Annotated in this window: 12 protein-coding genes; 3 read left to right on the top strand and 9 right to left on the bottom strand. The window is 71.1% G+C overall.

Translation table 11 applies throughout. The annotated features are described in order from the left end of the window. Position 1: 1 nt before the first annotated feature. From AMK25_RS03215 to acs, 5 genes are all read right to left on the bottom strand, one after another. Entirely contained in the window at positions 2–934 is a 933-nt protein-coding gene (locus AMK25_RS03215; RefSeq protein ID WP_073826271.1) for an alpha/beta fold hydrolase, read from the bottom strand. A gap of 103 nt (positions 935–1,037) precedes the next feature. Then, positions 1,038–1,442, bottom strand: coding sequence for a hypothetical protein (locus AMK25_RS03210; protein WP_241826228.1), 405 nt, complete (start codon positions 1,440–1,442; stop codon positions 1,038–1,040). A 180-nt stretch (positions 1,443–1,622) separates the two neighbouring features. Beyond that, positions 1,623–4,025, bottom strand: coding sequence for an immune inhibitor A domain-containing protein (locus AMK25_RS03205; RefSeq protein ID WP_073826268.1), 2,403 nt, complete (start codon positions 4,023–4,025; stop codon positions 1,623–1,625). A 358-nt stretch (positions 4,026–4,383) separates the two neighbouring features. After that, positions 4,384–7,167, bottom strand: coding sequence for an immune inhibitor A domain-containing protein (locus tag AMK25_RS03200; protein WP_241826227.1), 2,784 nt, complete (start codon positions 7,165–7,167; stop codon positions 4,384–4,386). 232 nt (positions 7,168–7,399) lie between these two features. Beyond that, on the bottom strand, positions 7,400–9,388 hold the full coding sequence (acs, locus tag AMK25_RS03195; protein WP_073826262.1) for an acetate--CoA ligase: 1,989 nt from the start codon (positions 9,386–9,388) through the stop codon (positions 7,400–7,402). A gap of 222 nt (positions 9,389–9,610) precedes the next feature. Here acs and AMK25_RS03190 point away from each other — a divergent pair, with 222 nt between their 5' ends. Next, positions 9,611–10,357 carry an oxidoreductase gene (locus tag AMK25_RS03190; protein ID WP_073826258.1) on the top strand — a complete coding sequence of 249 codons (747 nt, stop codon included), beginning with the start codon at positions 9,611–9,613 and terminating at the stop codon, positions 10,355–10,357. A 32-nt stretch (positions 10,358–10,389) separates the two neighbouring features. Here the strand turns inward: AMK25_RS03190 and AMK25_RS03185 are convergent, their stop codons facing one another. The 4 genes from AMK25_RS03185 to AMK25_RS03170 form a co-directional block, all read right to left on the bottom strand. Next, on the bottom strand, positions 10,390–11,196 hold the full coding sequence (locus tag AMK25_RS03185; protein WP_043327262.1) for an HAD family hydrolase: 807 nt from the start codon (positions 11,194–11,196) through the stop codon (positions 10,390–10,392). Positions 11,197–11,662: 466 nt separating this feature from the next. Then, complete coding sequence (locus AMK25_RS03180) at positions 11,663–12,442, bottom strand: SDR family oxidoreductase (protein WP_073826255.1); 780 nt, start codon at positions 12,440–12,442, stop codon at positions 11,663–11,665. Between the two features lie 239 nt (positions 12,443–12,681). After that, a complete protein-coding gene (locus tag AMK25_RS03175) occupies positions 12,682–13,647 on the bottom strand; it encodes a phosphotransferase enzyme family protein (RefSeq protein ID WP_073827059.1) in 966 nt (321 codons plus the stop codon). A 52-nt stretch (positions 13,648–13,699) separates the two neighbouring features. Further along, positions 13,700–14,395 carry a VHL beta domain-containing protein gene (locus AMK25_RS03170; RefSeq protein ID WP_073826252.1) on the bottom strand — a complete coding sequence of 232 codons (696 nt, stop codon included), beginning with the start codon at positions 14,393–14,395 and terminating at the stop codon, positions 13,700–13,702. A 257-nt stretch (positions 14,396–14,652) separates the two neighbouring features. On the opposite strand from AMK25_RS03170, the gene ssd reads away from it, so the two are divergent. Together ssd and AMK25_RS03160 are read left to right on the top strand one after the other, a co-directional pair. Continuing rightward, positions 14,653–15,756 (top strand): septum site-determining protein Ssd, encoded by a 1,104-nt coding sequence (gene ssd / locus AMK25_RS03165; RefSeq protein ID WP_073827058.1) that lies wholly within the window; start codon positions 14,653–14,655, stop codon positions 15,754–15,756. Further along, the gene (locus tag AMK25_RS03160; protein ID WP_073826248.1) at positions 15,753–16,955 is read left to right on the top strand and encodes a TadA family conjugal transfer-associated ATPase; all 1,203 of its coding nucleotides are present in this window, start codon (positions 15,753–15,755) and stop codon (positions 16,953–16,955) included. The genes ssd and AMK25_RS03160 overlap by 4 nt, the downstream gene beginning before the upstream one ends. The last annotated feature ends 66 nt before the right edge of the window (positions 16,956–17,021 follow it).

The raw sequence follows: 17,021 nt of genomic DNA, 5'->3' as shown, positions 1-17,021 counted from the left end.
GTCAGGACTTCGCCCAGCGCAGGATCTCGCCGAGCACCAGGTCCCGGGCCTCCACGTGCGGGAAGTGCCCCACGTCGTCGAGCAGCCGCCACTCGTACGGCGCGCTGACGTAGCGGCCGGAGCCCTGGGCGGTACGGGGCAGCGAGGCGCGGTCGAGTGCGCCGTGCAGTTGCAGGGTCGGCGTGACGAGCGGCTTCTGCATCAGCTTCACGAAGCGGTAGCCGTGCAGCCGCAGCACCGAGCGGAACGCCCAGCGGTAGCCCTCCATCGCGCAGAACGCGGCCTGCGGGATCTGCATCGCGACCCGGCAGCAGTGGGCGTAGTCGGCGAAGTCGGGGCTGTCCGCCCAGCGTGGGCCGCCCCACCGGCGCAGGATCTCCTCCACCTCGGCGGCGTCGTCCCGGGTCAGGACGTGCTCGTAGCGGGGGAGCTGGAACTTCAGCGTGGCGGTGGCCGAGGCGAACTGGCCGCGCGGGTCGGCGAAGATGGCGGCCCGCAGCCGCAGCGGGTGCGGCGCGCCGAGCACCACGAGCCGCCGGACCAGGGTCGGGTGGAAGGAGGCGGCGGTCCAGCCGATGAGCCCGCCCGCGCCGGTGCCGACCACCGTGGCGGACCGCTCGCCCAGTGCGCGGATCAGGCCGGCGACGTCGGCGGCGAGCGTGTAGCCGTCGTACCCCCGGGGTGGCTTGTCGCTCGCGCCGTAGCCGCGCAGGTCGACGGCGACCGCCCGGAAGCCCGCGTCCGCGACCGCCGGAAGCATCTCGTGCCAGGCGTACCAGTACTCGGGGAAGCCGTGCAGGAAGAGCACCATCGGGCCGGCGCCCGCCTCGACGACGTGGAACCGGCTGCCGTTGGCGCCGACGAACCGGTGCGTCCACGGCCCTTCGGGCAGGACGCAGGACTCGTCGACGGGTCCGCCGCGCTGGTCGGTCATGGGGCACAGCCTAGGGCCGCCGGTCGCGCATCGGGCTCGCAGGTGACCAGGATCAGGGATTTCTCCGGGAGGCGACCCATGAGCCCCGAGACCGCTTGTGAGGTCAGGATTCGACGACGCGCATCGGGATGCCGGGACCGCAGTCGACCGAGCGGTCCCGCGCGGTGAGCCGCAGCGAGACGAAGTCGCCCTTGCGCAGTTCCCCGGTGTTCGGGCCGTAGACGGCGTACTCCGTGCCGTTCTCGTCCATCAGGCCGTAGCAGGGGCCGGAGCCGCCCCGGATGATCCAGCCGGCGACGACGCCGGCCGGCCGGTTGTCGGTCGGCTTCTTCGGGGGGCCGGCGGGGCGCCGCAGCGTCGGCAGTTCGGTGGCGGACAGCGGCGTGGGCCGGTCGGCGGGCGTGGCCGCGCCGCTCGCGGCCGGTGCGTCGGCTCGGGACGCGGGCGGCGCGGCCGGGCCGGCGGAGGGCGGCGTGACCGGGGTGGGCGGCTGGCGGTCGTCGGACACGGGTCCTCCGTTTCCGGCGCAGCCCGCGGCGGCGAGCAGCGCCGTCGCGAGAGCGGCCGGCAGGGCGGTACGGGACGTCACCGGGGTAGGACGCGGGCACGGGCCGGCGGGTTCCGGCGGAAAGGGCGATGCCCGGGCGGTGAGCCCGCCCGGGCATCGCGTGGCGCGTCGATCAGTGGATCAGGAGAAGCGGACCTTCAGCGAGGTGCCGTTCTGCTCCAGGACCTTGATCTTGGTGCCGGTGGCCGGGAGCTTGACGCCGTGGTTCGGCAGCTCCGGGTACCAGTACTGCTTGGTGTCGTCGAACAGCGGCTGCGCCGCCTGGCCGCGGATGTACTGCGGCTGGCTGTTGATGTGCAGCGTGAACGAGTCGGCCTTCTTCAGGCTGAACGGCGCGTCGTAGACCTGGACACGGGCCCGCCAGGGCTGGCCGGTCAGGTTGTAGATCGGCCGCGGGTGCGCGTCGATGATCATGTTCCGACCCTCACCCGGGTGCGCGAACGTGTCGTTGTCCGCGAACCGGAGGTTCCAGTAGGAGATCAGCAGACCCTCCTGGTACGCGTAGTGGTCCACGTAGTCCGGGCGGGTGTTCGCGTAGCCGAAGAAGTACGGGCCGGTCTTGAGGTACTTGTCGTACGAGACGTACGACCGGTGACCGGCGATGTAGTAGTTGTCGAACTTACGGGTGTAGGTCTCCTCGACGATGCTGAAGCCGCTGAGGGTCCAGCCGTTCGCGCCGGCCTCGGCGCCGTCGGTGAGCACCGTCTGACCGTCGGCGGTCACGGTGACCGCGTCACCGTAGAAGCCGCCCTCGGAGACGCCGCCGTCCGTCTGGTAGCGGAGCCGGAACTGCACGACCTTGCCGGCGACCGCGTCCATCGGGATGTTGACGTCGACCCACTGGTTGTTGCTGGAGCCGTCCAGGGCGTAGCGCCCGGGGGAGATCTCCTTCAGCGGGGTGCCGTTGGCCGTACCGGGCAGCGAGGCCCAGGTCTGGCCACCGTCGGTGGACGCCTCGAAGAAGAGGTAGTCGTAGTCCGCCTCGATGCTGTAGCGACCCTTCATCGACAGCGCGGCGCTGGTCTTCCCGGTGAGGTCGACAGTGCGCGTCATCGTGTTGTTCAGGTCGTCGTCGTTGCCCGAGAAGAACTGCTTCGTACCCTCGAAGGGCTTGCCGTTCTGGAACGTGTACTCCCGCTGCGGCAGCACCACCACGGCGCCCTGGGCCTTGTTGGAGTTGTACTCCTGCGGCCCGAGTTCCAGGGTGCGCTTCTGGCCGGCCACGATCACCTCGTAGTCGAGCCAGCCGAGCTGGAGCTTGTTCCAGGCGCCGAGGTCGCCACCGCGCTCGCCGATGCCGCCGTCGTTCTTGGCGCCGAGCCGGCTCTGGGCCATCAGGGTCCAGTGCTCGTTGTTGTTGTCCCCACCACTGACCACGTTGTAGTCGTCCGGCAGACCGAGGTCGTGGCCGTACTCGTGGTAGAAGACGCTGCGGCCACCGTTCTCCGGCTGGATCGTGTAGTCACCGATCCAGACGCCGGTGTTGCCGATCTGGGTGCCGCCGGCCGGGAAGTTCTCCGGGCCGGTGTTGCCCTGGTCGCTGGCGAAGGCGTACCACCGGTGGCTCCAGATGGCGTCCTCACCCTGGTACGGGTCACCGTCGGCCTCGTCACCGCCGGCGTGGACGATCTGGAAGTGGTCGATGTAGCCGTCCGGCTCGTTGAAGTCGCCGTCGCCGTCGAAGTCGTACCGGTCCCACTCGTCCATCGCCTTGACGTCCGCGGCGATCTCCGCGTCGGAGCGGCCCTGCGCCTTCTGGTCGGCGACCCACTGGTTGGCGGCGTCGCGGACCAGGGCCCAGGTGTTGGTGCAGACGTTCGAGGCGCACGGGTAGCCGCCGGAGCGGCCGTAGCGAGCCTCGTTGTACCGCACCTTCACCCAGTTGGTGACCTCGCCGTCGACGCTGTACCGACCCGAGGACTGGGCCTCGTAGTACTGCTTCAGCGACTCCTCGCCGGGCTTGGTGCCGAAGTACAGATCCCGGTAGTAGTCGGCGCTGTAGTCCGCCTGCCAGACCGTGGAGTTGTCCACCGCCCGGTTGGGCTGGGGGATCTGGTTGCGGAGCGGACCGTCGAACCGGGTCGGGCCCGGGGTGTCCGGGTCGGTGTCCTGGTCCGGGTAGTTCGGGTGCCGCTCGTCGCCGAACTCCGCGAGGATGACGAAGATCTTGTCGGTCCGCTCGCGGGAGAGTTCGACGTACTGGTCCTTGGTCGGACCCTTGCCTGCCTTGGTGCTCTTGGCTGCCTTGCCCGCCGCGGGACCGGCGACAGCCTGCTCGCCGACCTTGACGACCTTGCTGCCGTTGATCTTCTGGGCCTTCGCCCTGCCGGACAGGACCTCGCTGAGGCCCTCCTGGCGCAGCGCGCGCCGCTTCTCCTCCAGCGGGTTGGGCAGGTCGTGCTCAGCCTGCGCAGGCTCGGCCACCGACGGAGCGGCGGCCGGCAGCTTCGGCGTCGGCGCGGCGCTGGCGGACGTGCCTGCCATCAGCCCCGTCGCGGTCAGCGAAAGCCCGAGCAGACCCACTGCGACTTTGCGCACGTGGTACCTCCGGTGTGAGGGAACCGGCCCAACTGGGGGTACGGGCCGGTGGAACGTCCCACTAGTGGGACCAAGGGTGAACATAGACACTGCTGCGACTGGTGGGAAGATGCGTGCGTCGATTTGTTGCAACTTTTTGTTGAGAACGCTTTTCACCGTCACATGACCGCCGGTTGCCGAGCCGTTGACCAGCAACGATGCGCTCAGCGGTGATTGCAGTGACATGCATGGATTAATCGGTTACGCGGAAGGGCCGGGAGCGCTCGCGCTCCCGGCCCTTCCCCCATCGAGCTGGATCAGATCATTTTTCGGTCATTCCGGTTCCGCTTTGACCGCGCCCGTTTCAGCTACGCGGCGGTACGACGTACACCTGGGCGTACGAGTTGTCCTTGGCGGCCCGCTTGATGATGATCGAGACGCCGTACTGGACGCCCGCGTCACCCGGGTTGCCGGTGCCGAGCACGATCGCCCCGCCACCCAGCGTCGAACCGTAGTAGTCGGTCGCCGGAGAGCCGTCGGGGTTCACCACCCGGGTCGTGTACTGCTGGTTGCCCCGGGACGGGATGACCACCGAGGCGTCGTTGTCCCGCGCGTACGCGGCGCCGTCACGGATCTCGATGCCCGGGTACCAGCCCTTGGCGTCGGTGAAGCCCTTCACCGGCGCCTGCGGGCCGAACTTCGTGCAGTACTCGCTGTACGGCTCGTCCGCCGCCTCCAGGCACTCCTTGAAGGGGTACGTGGGCTTGAGGCCGAACGCGGCGTTGGAGGACTGCGGCCGGCTGGGCAGGTTCTTCAGCACCGACGGGTCCTTCTCGGCCGCGGTGCCCTTGCGGCGCAGCGGGTCGTTGTGCGAGTCGACGATCAGCAGACCGCCCTTCGCCCCGTAGCTGGGCAGCGCGGTCATCTGCGCGGTGACGTGGTTGACGTCGCCGAGCTGGGTGTCCCGGTACCAGACCAGCATGCCCGGCGCGTTGTACGCGATCCGGTCGACCTTCCAGGCCTCGTGCGAGTAGACGGTGTCGTAGGTGTACTTCAGGCCGTTGTCGAAGCCGTCGAAGTTGCGCCACTCGGCCAGGTAGTAGTGCGACTTGACCTGCGTGCCCGAGTCGATGTACCAACCCGCGCCGCTGGTGTCGGTGAAGGTGCCGCCGGTCTGGGTCCAGCCCGCCGCGCCGCTCTCGACGTCGTCGCTCCACGTGGTCGCGCCACCGCCGGTCACCGAGAAGTCGTCGGCGAACCAGCCGCGCTCGACGAACGCCTCGTCGGTGGCGTACCGCAGCCGCACCTGCACGGTCTGCCCGGCGAACGACGACAGGTCGACGTAGTCGTGCCGCCAGCCGCCGGTGCTGCCGCTCAGGCCGTACTTCTTGTTGCCGAAGTCGACCATCCGGCCGTTCGGGTCGGCGTAGCCGTCGTTGGTGGAGACCAGCGCGCCGCCCTCGGCGTACACCTTCTGCTCGTTCCAGGTGGCGCCGCCGTCGGTGGAGACCTCGACGAAGCCGAAGTCCCAGTCCGCCTCGATGACGTAGTTGTTCCACATCCAGAACTTCGCGTCGGCGGCGTTCGGGACGGTCACCGTGCGGCTCAGCTTGACGTCGGCCCAGTTCTGGTCCGCGCCGGAGTACCACATGTTGCCGCCGCTGTGCGGCGTCGCCAGTGAGATCACCTTGTCCGGCAGGTCGATCTTGATGCCGTCCTCGGTGCCGACCGGCGTACGCGAGGTCTGCCCGAGCTTGACCAGCTTGGACCGGTCACCCGGCCCGAACGTCTTCGGCTCGGCCCAGCCGAGCACCCACTTGTCCCAGAGGCCCATGTGGGTGGGAAGCGCCTGGAAGATCTCGCCGGAGTGCGATCCGGACGCCATCAGGTCCCAGAAGTCCACGTCGGAGTCGGCGTTGCCGGAGGTGTCGTAGAGGTCCGGCAGGCCCAGGTCGTGCCCGAACTCGTGGGCGAAGACGCCGACGCCGGCGTCCTCCGGCTGCACGATGTAGTTCGACACCTTGAGGTTGGTGCCCGGGATCGTGTAGCCGCCGGTCACGGTCGAGGAGTGCGCCCAGACCGAGTAGATACCGACGTCGCCGCCGCCACGGGACTTGCCCTGGTTGGCGTGCACCAGCACCAGGTGGTCGATCACGCCGTCCGGCTCGTGGTAGTTGCCGTCGCCGTCGCGGTCGCTCTGGTCCTCGATGTCGTAGTCGGCCCACGGGAAGTTCGGGTCGGACGCGGCCAGCGCGTCGATCGCGTCGGTGGCGAGACGCCCGGCGCCCTGCGGGTTGTCCGGGTGGCCGTTCATCGACTGCTCACGCCCGGCGACCCAGTTGCCGTTCTCGTCCTGGAAGCAGCGCGACGCGGCGTACCAGCCCTCCGAGTGCGGCACCGTGATCCACGGGCTGGCCTGCCCGTCCACGGTGTACGCGCCCTTGGACATCTCCAGGTACATGTTGTGCATGGTCCGCCCGGCGAGGCTGATGCCCGGCTTGCCGTCCGGCCCCTTGAGGTCCTTGCGGACCCGCTCGGTGATGCCCTTCTTGCTGTAGAGCATCTTGTCGTAGTGGGCCGGCGAGAAGTCCGGCACCCACATCGAGTTGTTGTCCTTGTGCGGCAGCGTGGCCGGGTTCGGGATGGTGTTGTGCCGCGGCCCGTTCTGCACGGTGCCGGGAACGCAGGTGCGGTCCTCGAACACCGTCTTCGGGACCATCACGTTCGTGAAGTCGTCGTTGGCCTTGTCGTTGAACTCGACGAGCAGCGTCAGCAGCTTGGCGGTCTGCGTGCTCTTCGCCTTCTTGATCTTCCGCGGGCTGTGACCGGTCCGGATGGACTTGGCCTCCAGCTTGGCCAGCTCGCGGGCGGCGATCGGGTTGCCGCCGGCGTACTTGCGGTCGTAGGCGCGGGCCTCGTCCGCCGGCGAGGAGAAGACGCCGTCGCGACCCTTGATCTCCTTGCCGCCGGTGTCCGGCTGCACCTCGGGCTCGGCGTAGTTGATGTAGTGCTCGTCCGCCCCGATCGTGACCGGTGCGGACCGGGACGGCTGGGCCGCCGCGCTGCCCGTCGCGGTCAGCGACGTGGCCGCGAGCGCGATGACGGGCAGCGCGACGAGTAAGCGTCGCCGTGCCCTGTGCTGCGACATGGGGAGCATGCCACTCCGTTCGTAGGGAATGGTGGGGAACCGGCCGTCTCACTGACGCTCGTCGAAATCCGCCGGTGCGGCTGAACGTAACCGACAACCAGCGACATCGACAGTGGTGGAAAAGTGCTCTGGCCGATCAGGTCAGATCGGGTCCACCGATCGACCAGCGCGGATCCCGGGTACGACGAAGGGGGCGGACCGCAGTGCGGTCCGCCCCCTGGCCAGGCCGTGGTCAGTCCTCGTCGGACTTGCCGCTGCTCATCCCCGACGAGATCAACTCCATCACCGAGGAGTCCTGGAGCGTGGTCACGTCACCGAGCGACCGGTTCTCCGCCACGTCCCGCAACAGCCGGCGCATGATCTTGCCGGAGCGGGTCTTCGGCAGCTCCGGCACCAGCATGATCTGCCGCGGCTTGGCGATCGGGCCGAGCGTCTTCGCCACGTGGTTGCGCAGCTCGGCGATGAGCTGCTCGCCCGCGTCGCCGGCGGTCTCCGCGTTGCCGCGCGGGATGGCGAACGCGACGATCGCCTGCCCGGTGGTCGGGTCGGTCGCGCCGACCACCGCCGCCTCCGCCACCGACGGGTGGCTGACCAGCGCCGACTCCACCTCCGTGGTGGAGATGTTGTGGCCGGACACCAGCATCACGTCGTCGACCCGGCCCAGCAGCCAGATGTGCCCGTCGTCGTCCTTCTTCGCGCCGTCACCGGCGAAGTAGACCCACTCGTCGCCGGTGTTGGCGCCCGCGCCGAACCGTGACCAGTACGTCTCCAGGAACCGGTTGTCGTCACCCCAGATGGTCCGCAGCATCGACGGCCACGGCTCCTTCAGCACCAGGTACCCACCGCCGCCGTTCGGCACCGACTGGCCCTGGTCGTCCACCACGTCGGCGACGATGCCGGGCAGCGGGCTCATCGCGGAACCGGGCTTCGCCTCGGTCACGCCGGGCAGCGGCGAGATCATGATGGCGCCGGTCTCGGTCTGCCACCAGGTGTCCACCACCGGCAGCTCACCGCGGCCGACGTGCTGCCGGTACCAGATCCACGCCTCCGGGTTGATCGGCTCACCGACGCTGCCGAGCAGGCGCAGCGACGACAGGTCGTACCCGGCCGGGATGTCCTCGCCCCACTTCATCATGGTGCGGATCAGCGTCGGCGCGGTGTACAGGGTGGTCACCTGGTACTTGTCGACGATCTCCCAGAACCGGCCCTTGTGCGGGGTGTCCGGGGTGCCCTCGTACATGACCTGGGTGGCGCCGTTGGAGAGCGGGCCGTACACGATGTAGGAGTGCCCGGTCACCCAGCCGATGTCGGCCGTGCACCAGTAGACGTCCGTCTCCGGCTTCAGGTCGAACACCGCGTGCGTGGTGTACGACACCTGGGTCAGGTAGCCGCCCGTGGTGTGCAGGATGCCCTTCGGCCGGGCGGTCGTGCCGCTGGTGTAGAGGATGAACAGCGGGTGCTCGGCGTCGAACGCCTGCGCCTCGTGCTCCGGCGACGCGGTCTCCACCGTCTCGTGCCACCAGTGGTCCTTGCCCGACCAGGCGACCTCCTCACCGGTACGCCGGACCACCAGCACGTGCTCCACCGACGGGCACTTCGCCACCGCCTCGTCCACCGTCGGCTTGAGCGCCGACGGCTTGCCCCGCCGGTACCCGCCGTCCGCGGTGATCACCACCTTGGCGCTGGCGTCCTGGATCCGGTTGGTGAGCGCGTCGGCGGAGAAGCCGCCGAACACCACGCTGTGCGTGGCGCCGATCCGGGCGCAGGCGAGCATCGCCACCGCCGCCTCCGGGATCATCGGCATGTAGATGGCCACCCGGTCACCGGCGCTCACGCCCAGCTCGGTCAGCGCGTTCGCCGCCTGGCAGGTGAGCCGGTGCAGGTCGGCGTAGGTGACGGTGCGGGTGTCGCCGGGCTCGCCCTCCCAGTGGATCGCCACCTTGTCCCCGAGGCCCGCCTCGACGTGCCGGTCCAGGCAGTTGTACGCCACGTTCAGCCGGCCCCCGGTGAACCACTTCGCGAACGGGGCGTTCGACCAGTCGAGCACCTGCTCCCACGGCTGGGCCCAGGCCAGCCGGCCGGCCTGACGCTCCCAGAAGGCCAGCCGGTCACCGGCCGCCTCCTCGTACGCCTCGGCGGTCACGTTGGCGTTCGCGGCGAGTTCAGCCGGCGGCGGGAACTGGCGCGTCTCGTTCAGCAAGTTGGCCAATGCCTCGCTCATGCGGTGACTCCTTCGTCGCGTGACCTGCGTCTCCTACTCCGGGGAAGGTTAGTCCCGCCGTACCCCGGTCGCGACCGCCCGACCCCTCACCGCGCGCCCAGCGGCCTTCCCCTCGCGCCGAGGTGTAAGGAAGGGCCCCCTGTTAACGCCTCCGGTAGAGGAAGGGCCCCTTCTTAACAACCCCGGGCATGCGGGGAGCCCGGCGGTCGCTAGCGTGACGGGGTGACCACCGATCCGCTCGCCCCGCTGCTCGCGCTCGCCGACGTCGCCCCCGCCGTCGAGCAGGCCCGCGACCGGGTCGACCAGGCCCACCGGCACCGCGCGCTGCGCCGCCAGGGCGGCCAGGTCGCCGCCGAGGTCAGCCTCCGCTCCGCCGTGGCCAGCGCTGCGCTCGAAGGCCGCGACCACGACCGCGAGGAGGTACGCGCCGGCACGGTCACCGACCCGGTGCTGCAGGGCGCGCTACGGGTGGCCGGAGCGCTCCCCGGGCTCAGCGACCTCTGGCCCAAGGCGCCCCGGCAGGTGCTGGCCCGGCTGCACGTGCTCGCTGCCCGCGACGTGGTGACCGAGGAGGAACTGGGCCGGCCGGTCGCCGACCCGGTGGTCGCGGCCCGCCTCGACGGCCTGGCCGCCCTGGTCGCCGGCGGCACGAAGGTGCCACCGCTGGTGCTGGCCGCCGTCGTACACGGCGAGCTGCTGAACCTGCGCCCGTTCCCGGGCCCGTCCGGGGTGGTGGCCCGCGCCGCCGCCCGGCTGGTGCTGATCTCCACCGGGTTCGACCCCCGGGGGCTGGTCGCGGTGGACGTCGGTCACCGCGAGCGCGAACCCGAGTACGTGGGCGCGGCCGGCGCGTTCGCCACCGGCACGCCCGACGGCCTGCGCTCCTGGCTGCGGCACTACATGACGGCCGTGGAGGTCGGCGCGGACCAGATCACGCTCATCGGCGACGAGATCCTCGCCGCGTCCTGAGGGGTGGCCGACCTGTCCGGTGGCCCGTCCGGTCAGGCGGTCGGTGCGGCGGCGCGGGTGCGGCGGTGCCGGCCGTACCAGGCGATGCCGATGGCCACGCCGACGCCCACACCGAGCGCCGCCGCCGCGACCGGCACGGCCGGCCGCTCACGCAGGCGGCGGCCCAGCGGAATCGGGTGCCGGAACTCCAGCACCGGCCACGAGTTCTCCACCGCAAGCTTGCGCAGCGCCCGGTCCGGGTTGACCACCGTCGGATGCCCCACGCACTCCAGCAGGGGCCGATCCGAGTACGAGTCGGAGTACGCGTACGAGTCGCTGAGGTCGTAGTCGCGTTCCAGGGCCAGCTCGCTGACCGCCTCGACCTTGCTCGGACCGGCGGCGTAGAACTCGACCTCACCGCTGTAGCGGCCGTCCACCACACCCATCCGGGTGGCGATGACATCGGTGATCCCGAGCAGCTCGCCGATCGGCCGGACCATCTCGTCACCCGACGCGGAGACCAGCACCACGTCCCGGCCGGCTGCCTGGTGCTCCTCGATGAGGGCGGCCGCTTCGGCGTACACATAGGGGTTGATCAGCTCGTGCAGCGTCTCCGCGACGATCTGGCGGACCTGTTCCACCGGCCAGCCCTTGCAGAGTGTGGCCAGGTAGTCCCGGGTGCGGGCCATGGTCTGCTCGTCGGTGCCGCCCAGCCGGAACATCAACTGCGCGTACGCCGACTTGACCACGTCACGCCGAGTGATCAGCCCGTCCCGGTAGAACGGCCGACCGAATGCCAGGGCGCTCGACTTGGCGATGACGGTCTTGTCGAGATCGAAGAAAGCGGCGCTGCGGCCCACGGCGCGAAAGTCTAGCCCGACGGCGGCACGGAGGCGTCCGCCCAGGGTCATGGAAGTTGATGAGCACCCGCAGGAGTGACGGCGGTCACATCTGATGTGCAAGAAATTAGCTTTGCGTGGACTGAACACCACTCGACGTATAAGGGTCGGCTGCGGCATGCTTGTCCTCGCGACGGGAGTTCGCATTCCCGACGCCGCCGGCCTCGGCGGTTGCACCCCCCGTAACCGCTGAGTCGGTTCGGCTCGACCCCCCCGGAGCCGAACCACAAGACGACCCCCGTCTCCCCCCGACGGGGGTCGTCCCTTTCGAGGGGAGCCTTCCGCCGCAGGTCACAGGCCCTCCCGCTCGTCGCCCCCCGGCGTTGCCTCCAGAGAGGGAGGCAGCAGAGAAGCAGCAGAGCCATCGAAGGCAGCCAGGACGCGGGCCGCGTAGTCGTCCGGGGTGTGGGTGTAACGATTGCGTTGGTCAGGTGATGCCGCCGTCGCTGTGTAAGAGTTGGCCGTTGATCCAGCCTCCGTCGGGTGAGCACAGGAACGCGATGAGGTTCGCGCAGTCCTGTGGGCGCCCGAGGCGACCGAGCGGCGTGGTCCGTAGGACCGCGTCCTTGGTTTCTGTGGTCATCCAGCCGGTATCGGTGGGACCCGGATCGATGGCGTTGGCGGTCACGCCGAGGTGGGCCAGTTCTTGAGCGGCGGCCAGGGTGATCCGATCGAGTGCGCCTTTGCTGGCTCCGTAGGGAAGGTTGCCGACGGTAGCGTCGCTGGTCAGGCTGATGATGCGTCCCGTGCCGTGTGGCCCTTGGAATCGTTGGGCGTACTGGCGAATCAGGAGCCAGCTTGCCCGGGTGTTGACCGCGAAGTGACGGTCGAAGCTTTCGATGCTGGTGTCGAGCAGGCCTGAGTCGACGCTCTCGCAGTGGGCGAGGACGAGCGCGCTGACCGAGCCCAGCTTCCGCTCCACGGCCTCGAAGATGCCGGCCGTGGCGTGAGGATCAGCGAGGTCCGCCTCGACTGCTGCGGTTCTCGCCCCGTGCTTGGCGGCTTGGCTGCTGAGCTGCGTCATGGCCTCGGGATCGGCTCCCCAGGGCATCCGCTCGTCGTACGGGGTCCAGTAGGTGAAGCCGACATCCCAGCCGGTTCGAGCCAGCGTCAGCACCACCGATGCGGCGATGCCGGCGCTGCGGCCGGCACCGGTCACCAGGGCGACGGGTCGATGCTGGTGGTTGACGCCATCCGTAAGTGCCATCCGTGGTCGCACCCCCTTCGATGCGCCATCCTTGCTGCCCGCCCAAAGGCCGTCGTCGGAATTACCCGGCCTCCGCCTCCGCCACTCGCTGCCGTAGTCCGACACCAGCGGTCATGGCGGCGAGACGTCGACGGCTGGATTACACGGCATGCCATCTGCCGACGCTGGTCGACAACATCGACCAGGCTTCCCCTACCCGACGGCGTGTCCCTTCGTTGGTTGAGGGTTCGGCTGCGAGATCACGGCGCGTAGCCGGGATCGGCGACGGCCTCGGCGATGCGGGTGAGCCAGTGCAGGTCGTTGGCCCGGGACTCCGGACTGGCCTCGGAGTCGAGGATGCTGCGGAGAAAAGCGGCCACGTCGTCGAGGTGCCGCTCGCCGCGGTAGTAACTCAGCAACCTCTGATCCGGCTCCACCGGCCCGTAGCCTCGCCGGAACAGTGCGGCCCGGTGCGCGTCGATCGGGTGGTCGCCGAAGTCCTGGCTGTGGACGAACATCAGGTCCCGCTCGCGCGGCGCGAGCATCGGCGCGTCCCAGTCCACGACGTGCAGCGGACCGTCGCCGTCGGCGATCAGGTTGCCCGGGTGGATGTCGGCGTGGACGAGGACGTGCCGAGCGCGCGTCACACCGGACGCCAGGTCGTCCACCGTGTCCGCCAACCGGTGCAGCGCGCCGCCGTACCGCTTCCAGAACGCGCCGAGGGCGTCGCTCGCCGCGGCCTGCTCCCCGAGCGTTCGCAGCCGCTCGCCCGCGGTCGACCGGTAGGTCTCCACCGGCAGGACAGCGGCGAGTTCGGCGCTCGGCGTGACCTGGTGCAGTCGGCCCAGGAACTCGCCGTACTCGATCCACTGGCGGTCGGTGAGACCGCGATTCCACAGACTGCCGCCCTCGTGGAACGGGTAGAGCAGCAGCCGGTAGCCCTCGAAGCCGTGGACGGCGCCGCCGTCCGGAAGGTCGATCGGCGCGACGACCTGCCGGAGGCCCCGCGCGCGAAGGGAACCGGGCAGCGCGACGGCGGCCCGGGTGAACTCGCCGCGGCGCAGCTTCAGGAAGTACCGACCACCGCTGGCCGTGTCCACCCGGTACGCCCAGGCGTTCCCGTCGAGCCCGACCGGCAGGAACACGAGGTCGGCGACGTCCAGTGACCAGGCGGCGGCCACCCTGGCCGCCAGCAGCCGCTCGTCGACGCCAGGTTTGTCGATCACGGCCCGGAGCGTCGCAGCCGGCGCCCCGACCGGCAAGCGAGTTGCGGTCGGGTCAGCGGATCACCGCGCGCGAGGTGCGCCTGGCCGGCTCGAAACACACCAGCCCGCCGCCGCGCTCGTCGGTGACCACCCACGGGTGGCCGACGTACGTCTGCTGCCGGTAGGACTGCCCAGGTGTGAGCAGCGCGTACCGCTGGCGCCGGCCCTCGTAGTTGAGCCAGTAGACGGTGACAGGCGCCCGCCGGGTGTTGACGAAGTCGATGAACGTCTCCGGTCCGCCGCCGTGTGAACGCAGCGTCCGTTCGCGTGACGGCGGCAGCGGGCTGAGCTCGCCGGGACCGATGACCGGCGGTTTCGACCTGGGACGTGAGGGCTTCGGCGACGCCGGCTGCCTGGTCGGAGTGGCGGCCCGGGTCGGCGGGGCCGTCCGGGTGGGCAGGACGGAGCGGCTGGACAGCGACACCGGTGGCGGCGACCAGGACGCCTCCGGTGGTTCCGCGGCCCTCGTGGGGAGCGGCGGGGACGCCAGGATCGCCTGACCCTCGATCGGTGGCGGAAGGTCGGGGCGGCGGGGCGTCGCGAAGGCGCTGACGATGCTGGCGAGTACCACGACCACGAGCCCGACCGCGATCGCGGCGAGCGCTGTCGGTGAAGGATCACGTAGCCAGGCCTCGCCGCCGGTCGGTTCGCCGGGCCGCGCGTGACGTGGAGGTGGGGGAATCGCGAGGGGGTGCGATGAATCGGTCATGGCCTCGAATCCGCAAGCCGGTGCCGTCCATAGAGCGGCGAGGGGGTCCCGATTATCCGTTACGGATCATCCCTGTAGTCAATGGCTGACCGTGCGCTCAGTGCTCCGGCCCTCGCGGCACATAGCAGATCCACTCCTCCGCCGAGGTCTGTCCACATCCCACTCCGTCGTCCACAGGCGAGCGGTCATCCCCCTCGCTCGGCTCGTCGGTTCGGCAGGCTGCCGGGCACGTCCGAGTCCGACCGATGGAGGCCGCCATGCCGCCGCGCACCCCGCTCCCGCCGTACCGCCGCCTGCCTCTGCTCGTCACCTCCGACGGCGACCTTCTCGACGAGCTGCTGCGGCTCGCGGCGGCCGGTGGCACCGAGGTCGAGCTGGCCGCCGACCCGGCGGCCGCCCGGGCCCGCTGGGCGCCGGCGCCGCTGGTGCTGGTCGGCGCCGACCAGGCGGCGGCCTGCCTGCGGGCACGTCTTCCCCGCCGTCCCCGCACGGTCCTGGTCGGTCGCTCCGGCCAGCTCGATCCGGGTACGGAGTTGGCCGAGCTGATCGGCGCGGAGCACGTCGCGACGCTGCCGGCCGCCGAGCCCTGGCTGATCGACCGGTTCGCCGAATGCGGGGCCGGTCCGGCGGGACCGGCGTCGGGGCGGGTGGTGGCGGTGCTCGGCGGGCGGGGTGGCGCCGGGGCCAGCGTGCTGGCCGGCGGGCTCGCCGTCACCGCGGCCCGCTCGCGCCTGCGGACGCTGCTGGTGGACGCCGACCCGCTCGGCGGCGGCCTCGATCTCGTACTCGGGTGGGAGCAGCTCGACGGGTTGCGCTGGCCCGAGCTGGCCGGCACGGACGGGCGCGTCGACCCGCCGTCGCTGGTCCGCGCTTTGCCCAGCCGAGGCGACCTGGTGGTGCTCTCCTGGGATCGCGGGGACCTGCGGCACCTGCCGGCCGAGGCGATGGCCGCCACTGTCGACGCCGGCCGTCGAGGGCGGGACCTGGTCGTGCTCGACCTGCCCCGGCACCTCGACGACGCGGCGGTGATCGCGCTCCAGGCCGCCGACCGCGCGCTGCTCGTCGTACCGGCCGAGCTGCGGGCGGCAGCCGCTGCGGCCCGGGTCGCCGCCGTCGCCGCGCCGCACTGCGTCGACCTGTCCGTGATCGTGCGCGGCCCGGCTCCCGGCCGCCTTCGCGCGGCCGAGGTGTCCCGGGCGCTGGGGCTGCCGCTCGCCGGCACGCTGCGGCCCGAGCCGGGGCTGTGCCGAGGGCTGGAGCGGGGCGAGGCGCCGGGCGCGAGCGGCAAAGGCCCGCTCGCCGTCCTGTGCCAGCGGCTCGTGGACGAGCTGGTCGGGTCGTCGGCGGCGGGTGCGGCATGACCGGGCCGGCCGACCCCGGCGAGCTGGCCGTCCGGGTCCGGCACCGGTTCGCCGCCGAGGCGACGCCGGTCACGCCGGCGGCGATCGTCTCGGCCGTACGCGCCGAACCGGCGACCGCGGTGCTCGGCGACACCACGCTGCTGCGGATCGCCGACCGGGTGCACGACGACCTGATCGGCGCCGGTCCGCTCGCGCCGCTGCTCGCCGACCCGCAGGTCACCGACGTGCTGGTGAACGGGGTACGGGTCTGGGTGGACAGGGGGCAGGGGCTGCGTCAGGTGGCGGTTCCGCTGGGCACACTCGACGACGTACGCCGGTTGGCGCAGCGCCTCACCGCCGCTGCAGGTCGCCGGCTGGACGACGCCTCGCCGTACGCCGACGCGCGGCTGCCCGACGGCACCCGGTTGCACGCCGTGCTGCCGCCGGTGGCGACCGACGGGCCGTACCTGTCGCTGCGTACCTTCCGGCAGCGGCCGTTCACCCTCGACGAGCTGGTGGATCGGGGCACCGTCGCCCGGCCGGTCGCCCCGCTGCTCGCCGCGGTGGTGGCCGCCCGCCTCGCCTACCTGGTCAGCGGCGGTACCGGCTCCGGCAAGACGACGCTGCTCAACACGCTGCTCGGGCTGGTGCCCGGCACCGAGCGGATCGTGCTGGTGGAGGACGCCGCCGAGCTACGGCCGGTGCATCCGCACGTGATCGGGTTGCAGGCGCGTACCGCGAACGTCGAGGGCGCCGGGGCGGTCGGGCTCGGCGATCTGGTCCGGCAGGCGCTGCGGATGCGGCCGGACCGGCTGGTCGTGGGCGAGTGCCGGGGCGCCGAGGTGGTGGACCTGCTCGCCGCGTTGAACACCGGTCACGACGGCGGGGCGGGGACGCTGCACGCGAACGCTCCGGCCGACGTTCCGGCCCGGCTGGAAGCGCTCGGGATGCTCGGTGGCCTGCCCCGGCTCGCGCTGCACGCGCAGGTCGCGGCCGCGTTGCAGGTGGTCCTCCAGCTTCGCCGGACCGGCGAGGGGCGGGTGCTGGACTCCATCGGCCTGCTGCTGCCCGACGGCCCCGATCGTGTGGTGACTGTGATTCCGGCCTGGGTGCGAGGGCGAGGGCCCGGTCCGGCGGCCCGTGGGCTCGGCGCCCTGCTGCGGCAGCGGGGTGTGCCGGTGCCGCCGATCCTCCAGGTGTCCGGGGCGGAACCGTCGTGACCGCCCGGCTCGGGCTGGTGGCTCTGCTCCTCGCGGTGTCGGCGGTGGCCGTCGCCTGGCCGGTAC

It is taken from the genome of Micromonospora sp. TSRI0369 (genome assembly GCF_001905625.1).
Lineage (GTDB): Bacteria > Actinomycetota > Actinomycetes > Mycobacteriales > Micromonosporaceae > Micromonospora > Micromonospora echinospora_A.
Note: the sequence above shows the minus strand (reverse complement) of the source record. Positions and strands in the feature narration are given on the sequence as shown.

Excerpts from the sequence above, each read along its gene's own strand:
- AMK25_RS03215 (WP_073826271.1), bottom strand. The coding sequence starts at position 934 with ATGACCGACCAGCGCGGCGGACCCGTCGACGAGTCCTGCGTCCTGCCC.
- AMK25_RS03200 (WP_241826227.1), bottom strand. The coding sequence starts at position 7,167 with ATGTCGCAGCACAGGGCACGGCGACGCTTACTCGTCGCGCTGCCCGTC.
- acs (WP_073826262.1), bottom strand. The coding sequence starts at position 9,388 with ATGAGCGAGGCATTGGCCAACTTGCTGAACGAGACGCGCCAGTTCCCG.
- AMK25_RS03180 (WP_073826255.1), bottom strand. The coding sequence starts at position 12,442 with ATGGCACTTACGGATGGCGTCAACCACCAGCATCGACCCGTCGCCCTG.
- AMK25_RS03170 (WP_073826252.1), bottom strand. The coding sequence starts at position 14,395 with ATGACCGATTCATCGCACCCCCTCGCGATTCCCCCACCTCCACGTCAC.
- ssd (WP_073827058.1), top strand. The coding sequence starts at position 14,653 with ATGCCGCCGCGCACCCCGCTCCCGCCGTACCGCCGCCTGCCTCTGCTC.
- AMK25_RS03160 (WP_073826248.1), top strand. The coding sequence starts at position 15,753 with ATGACCGGGCCGGCCGACCCCGGCGAGCTGGCCGTCCGGGTCCGGCAC.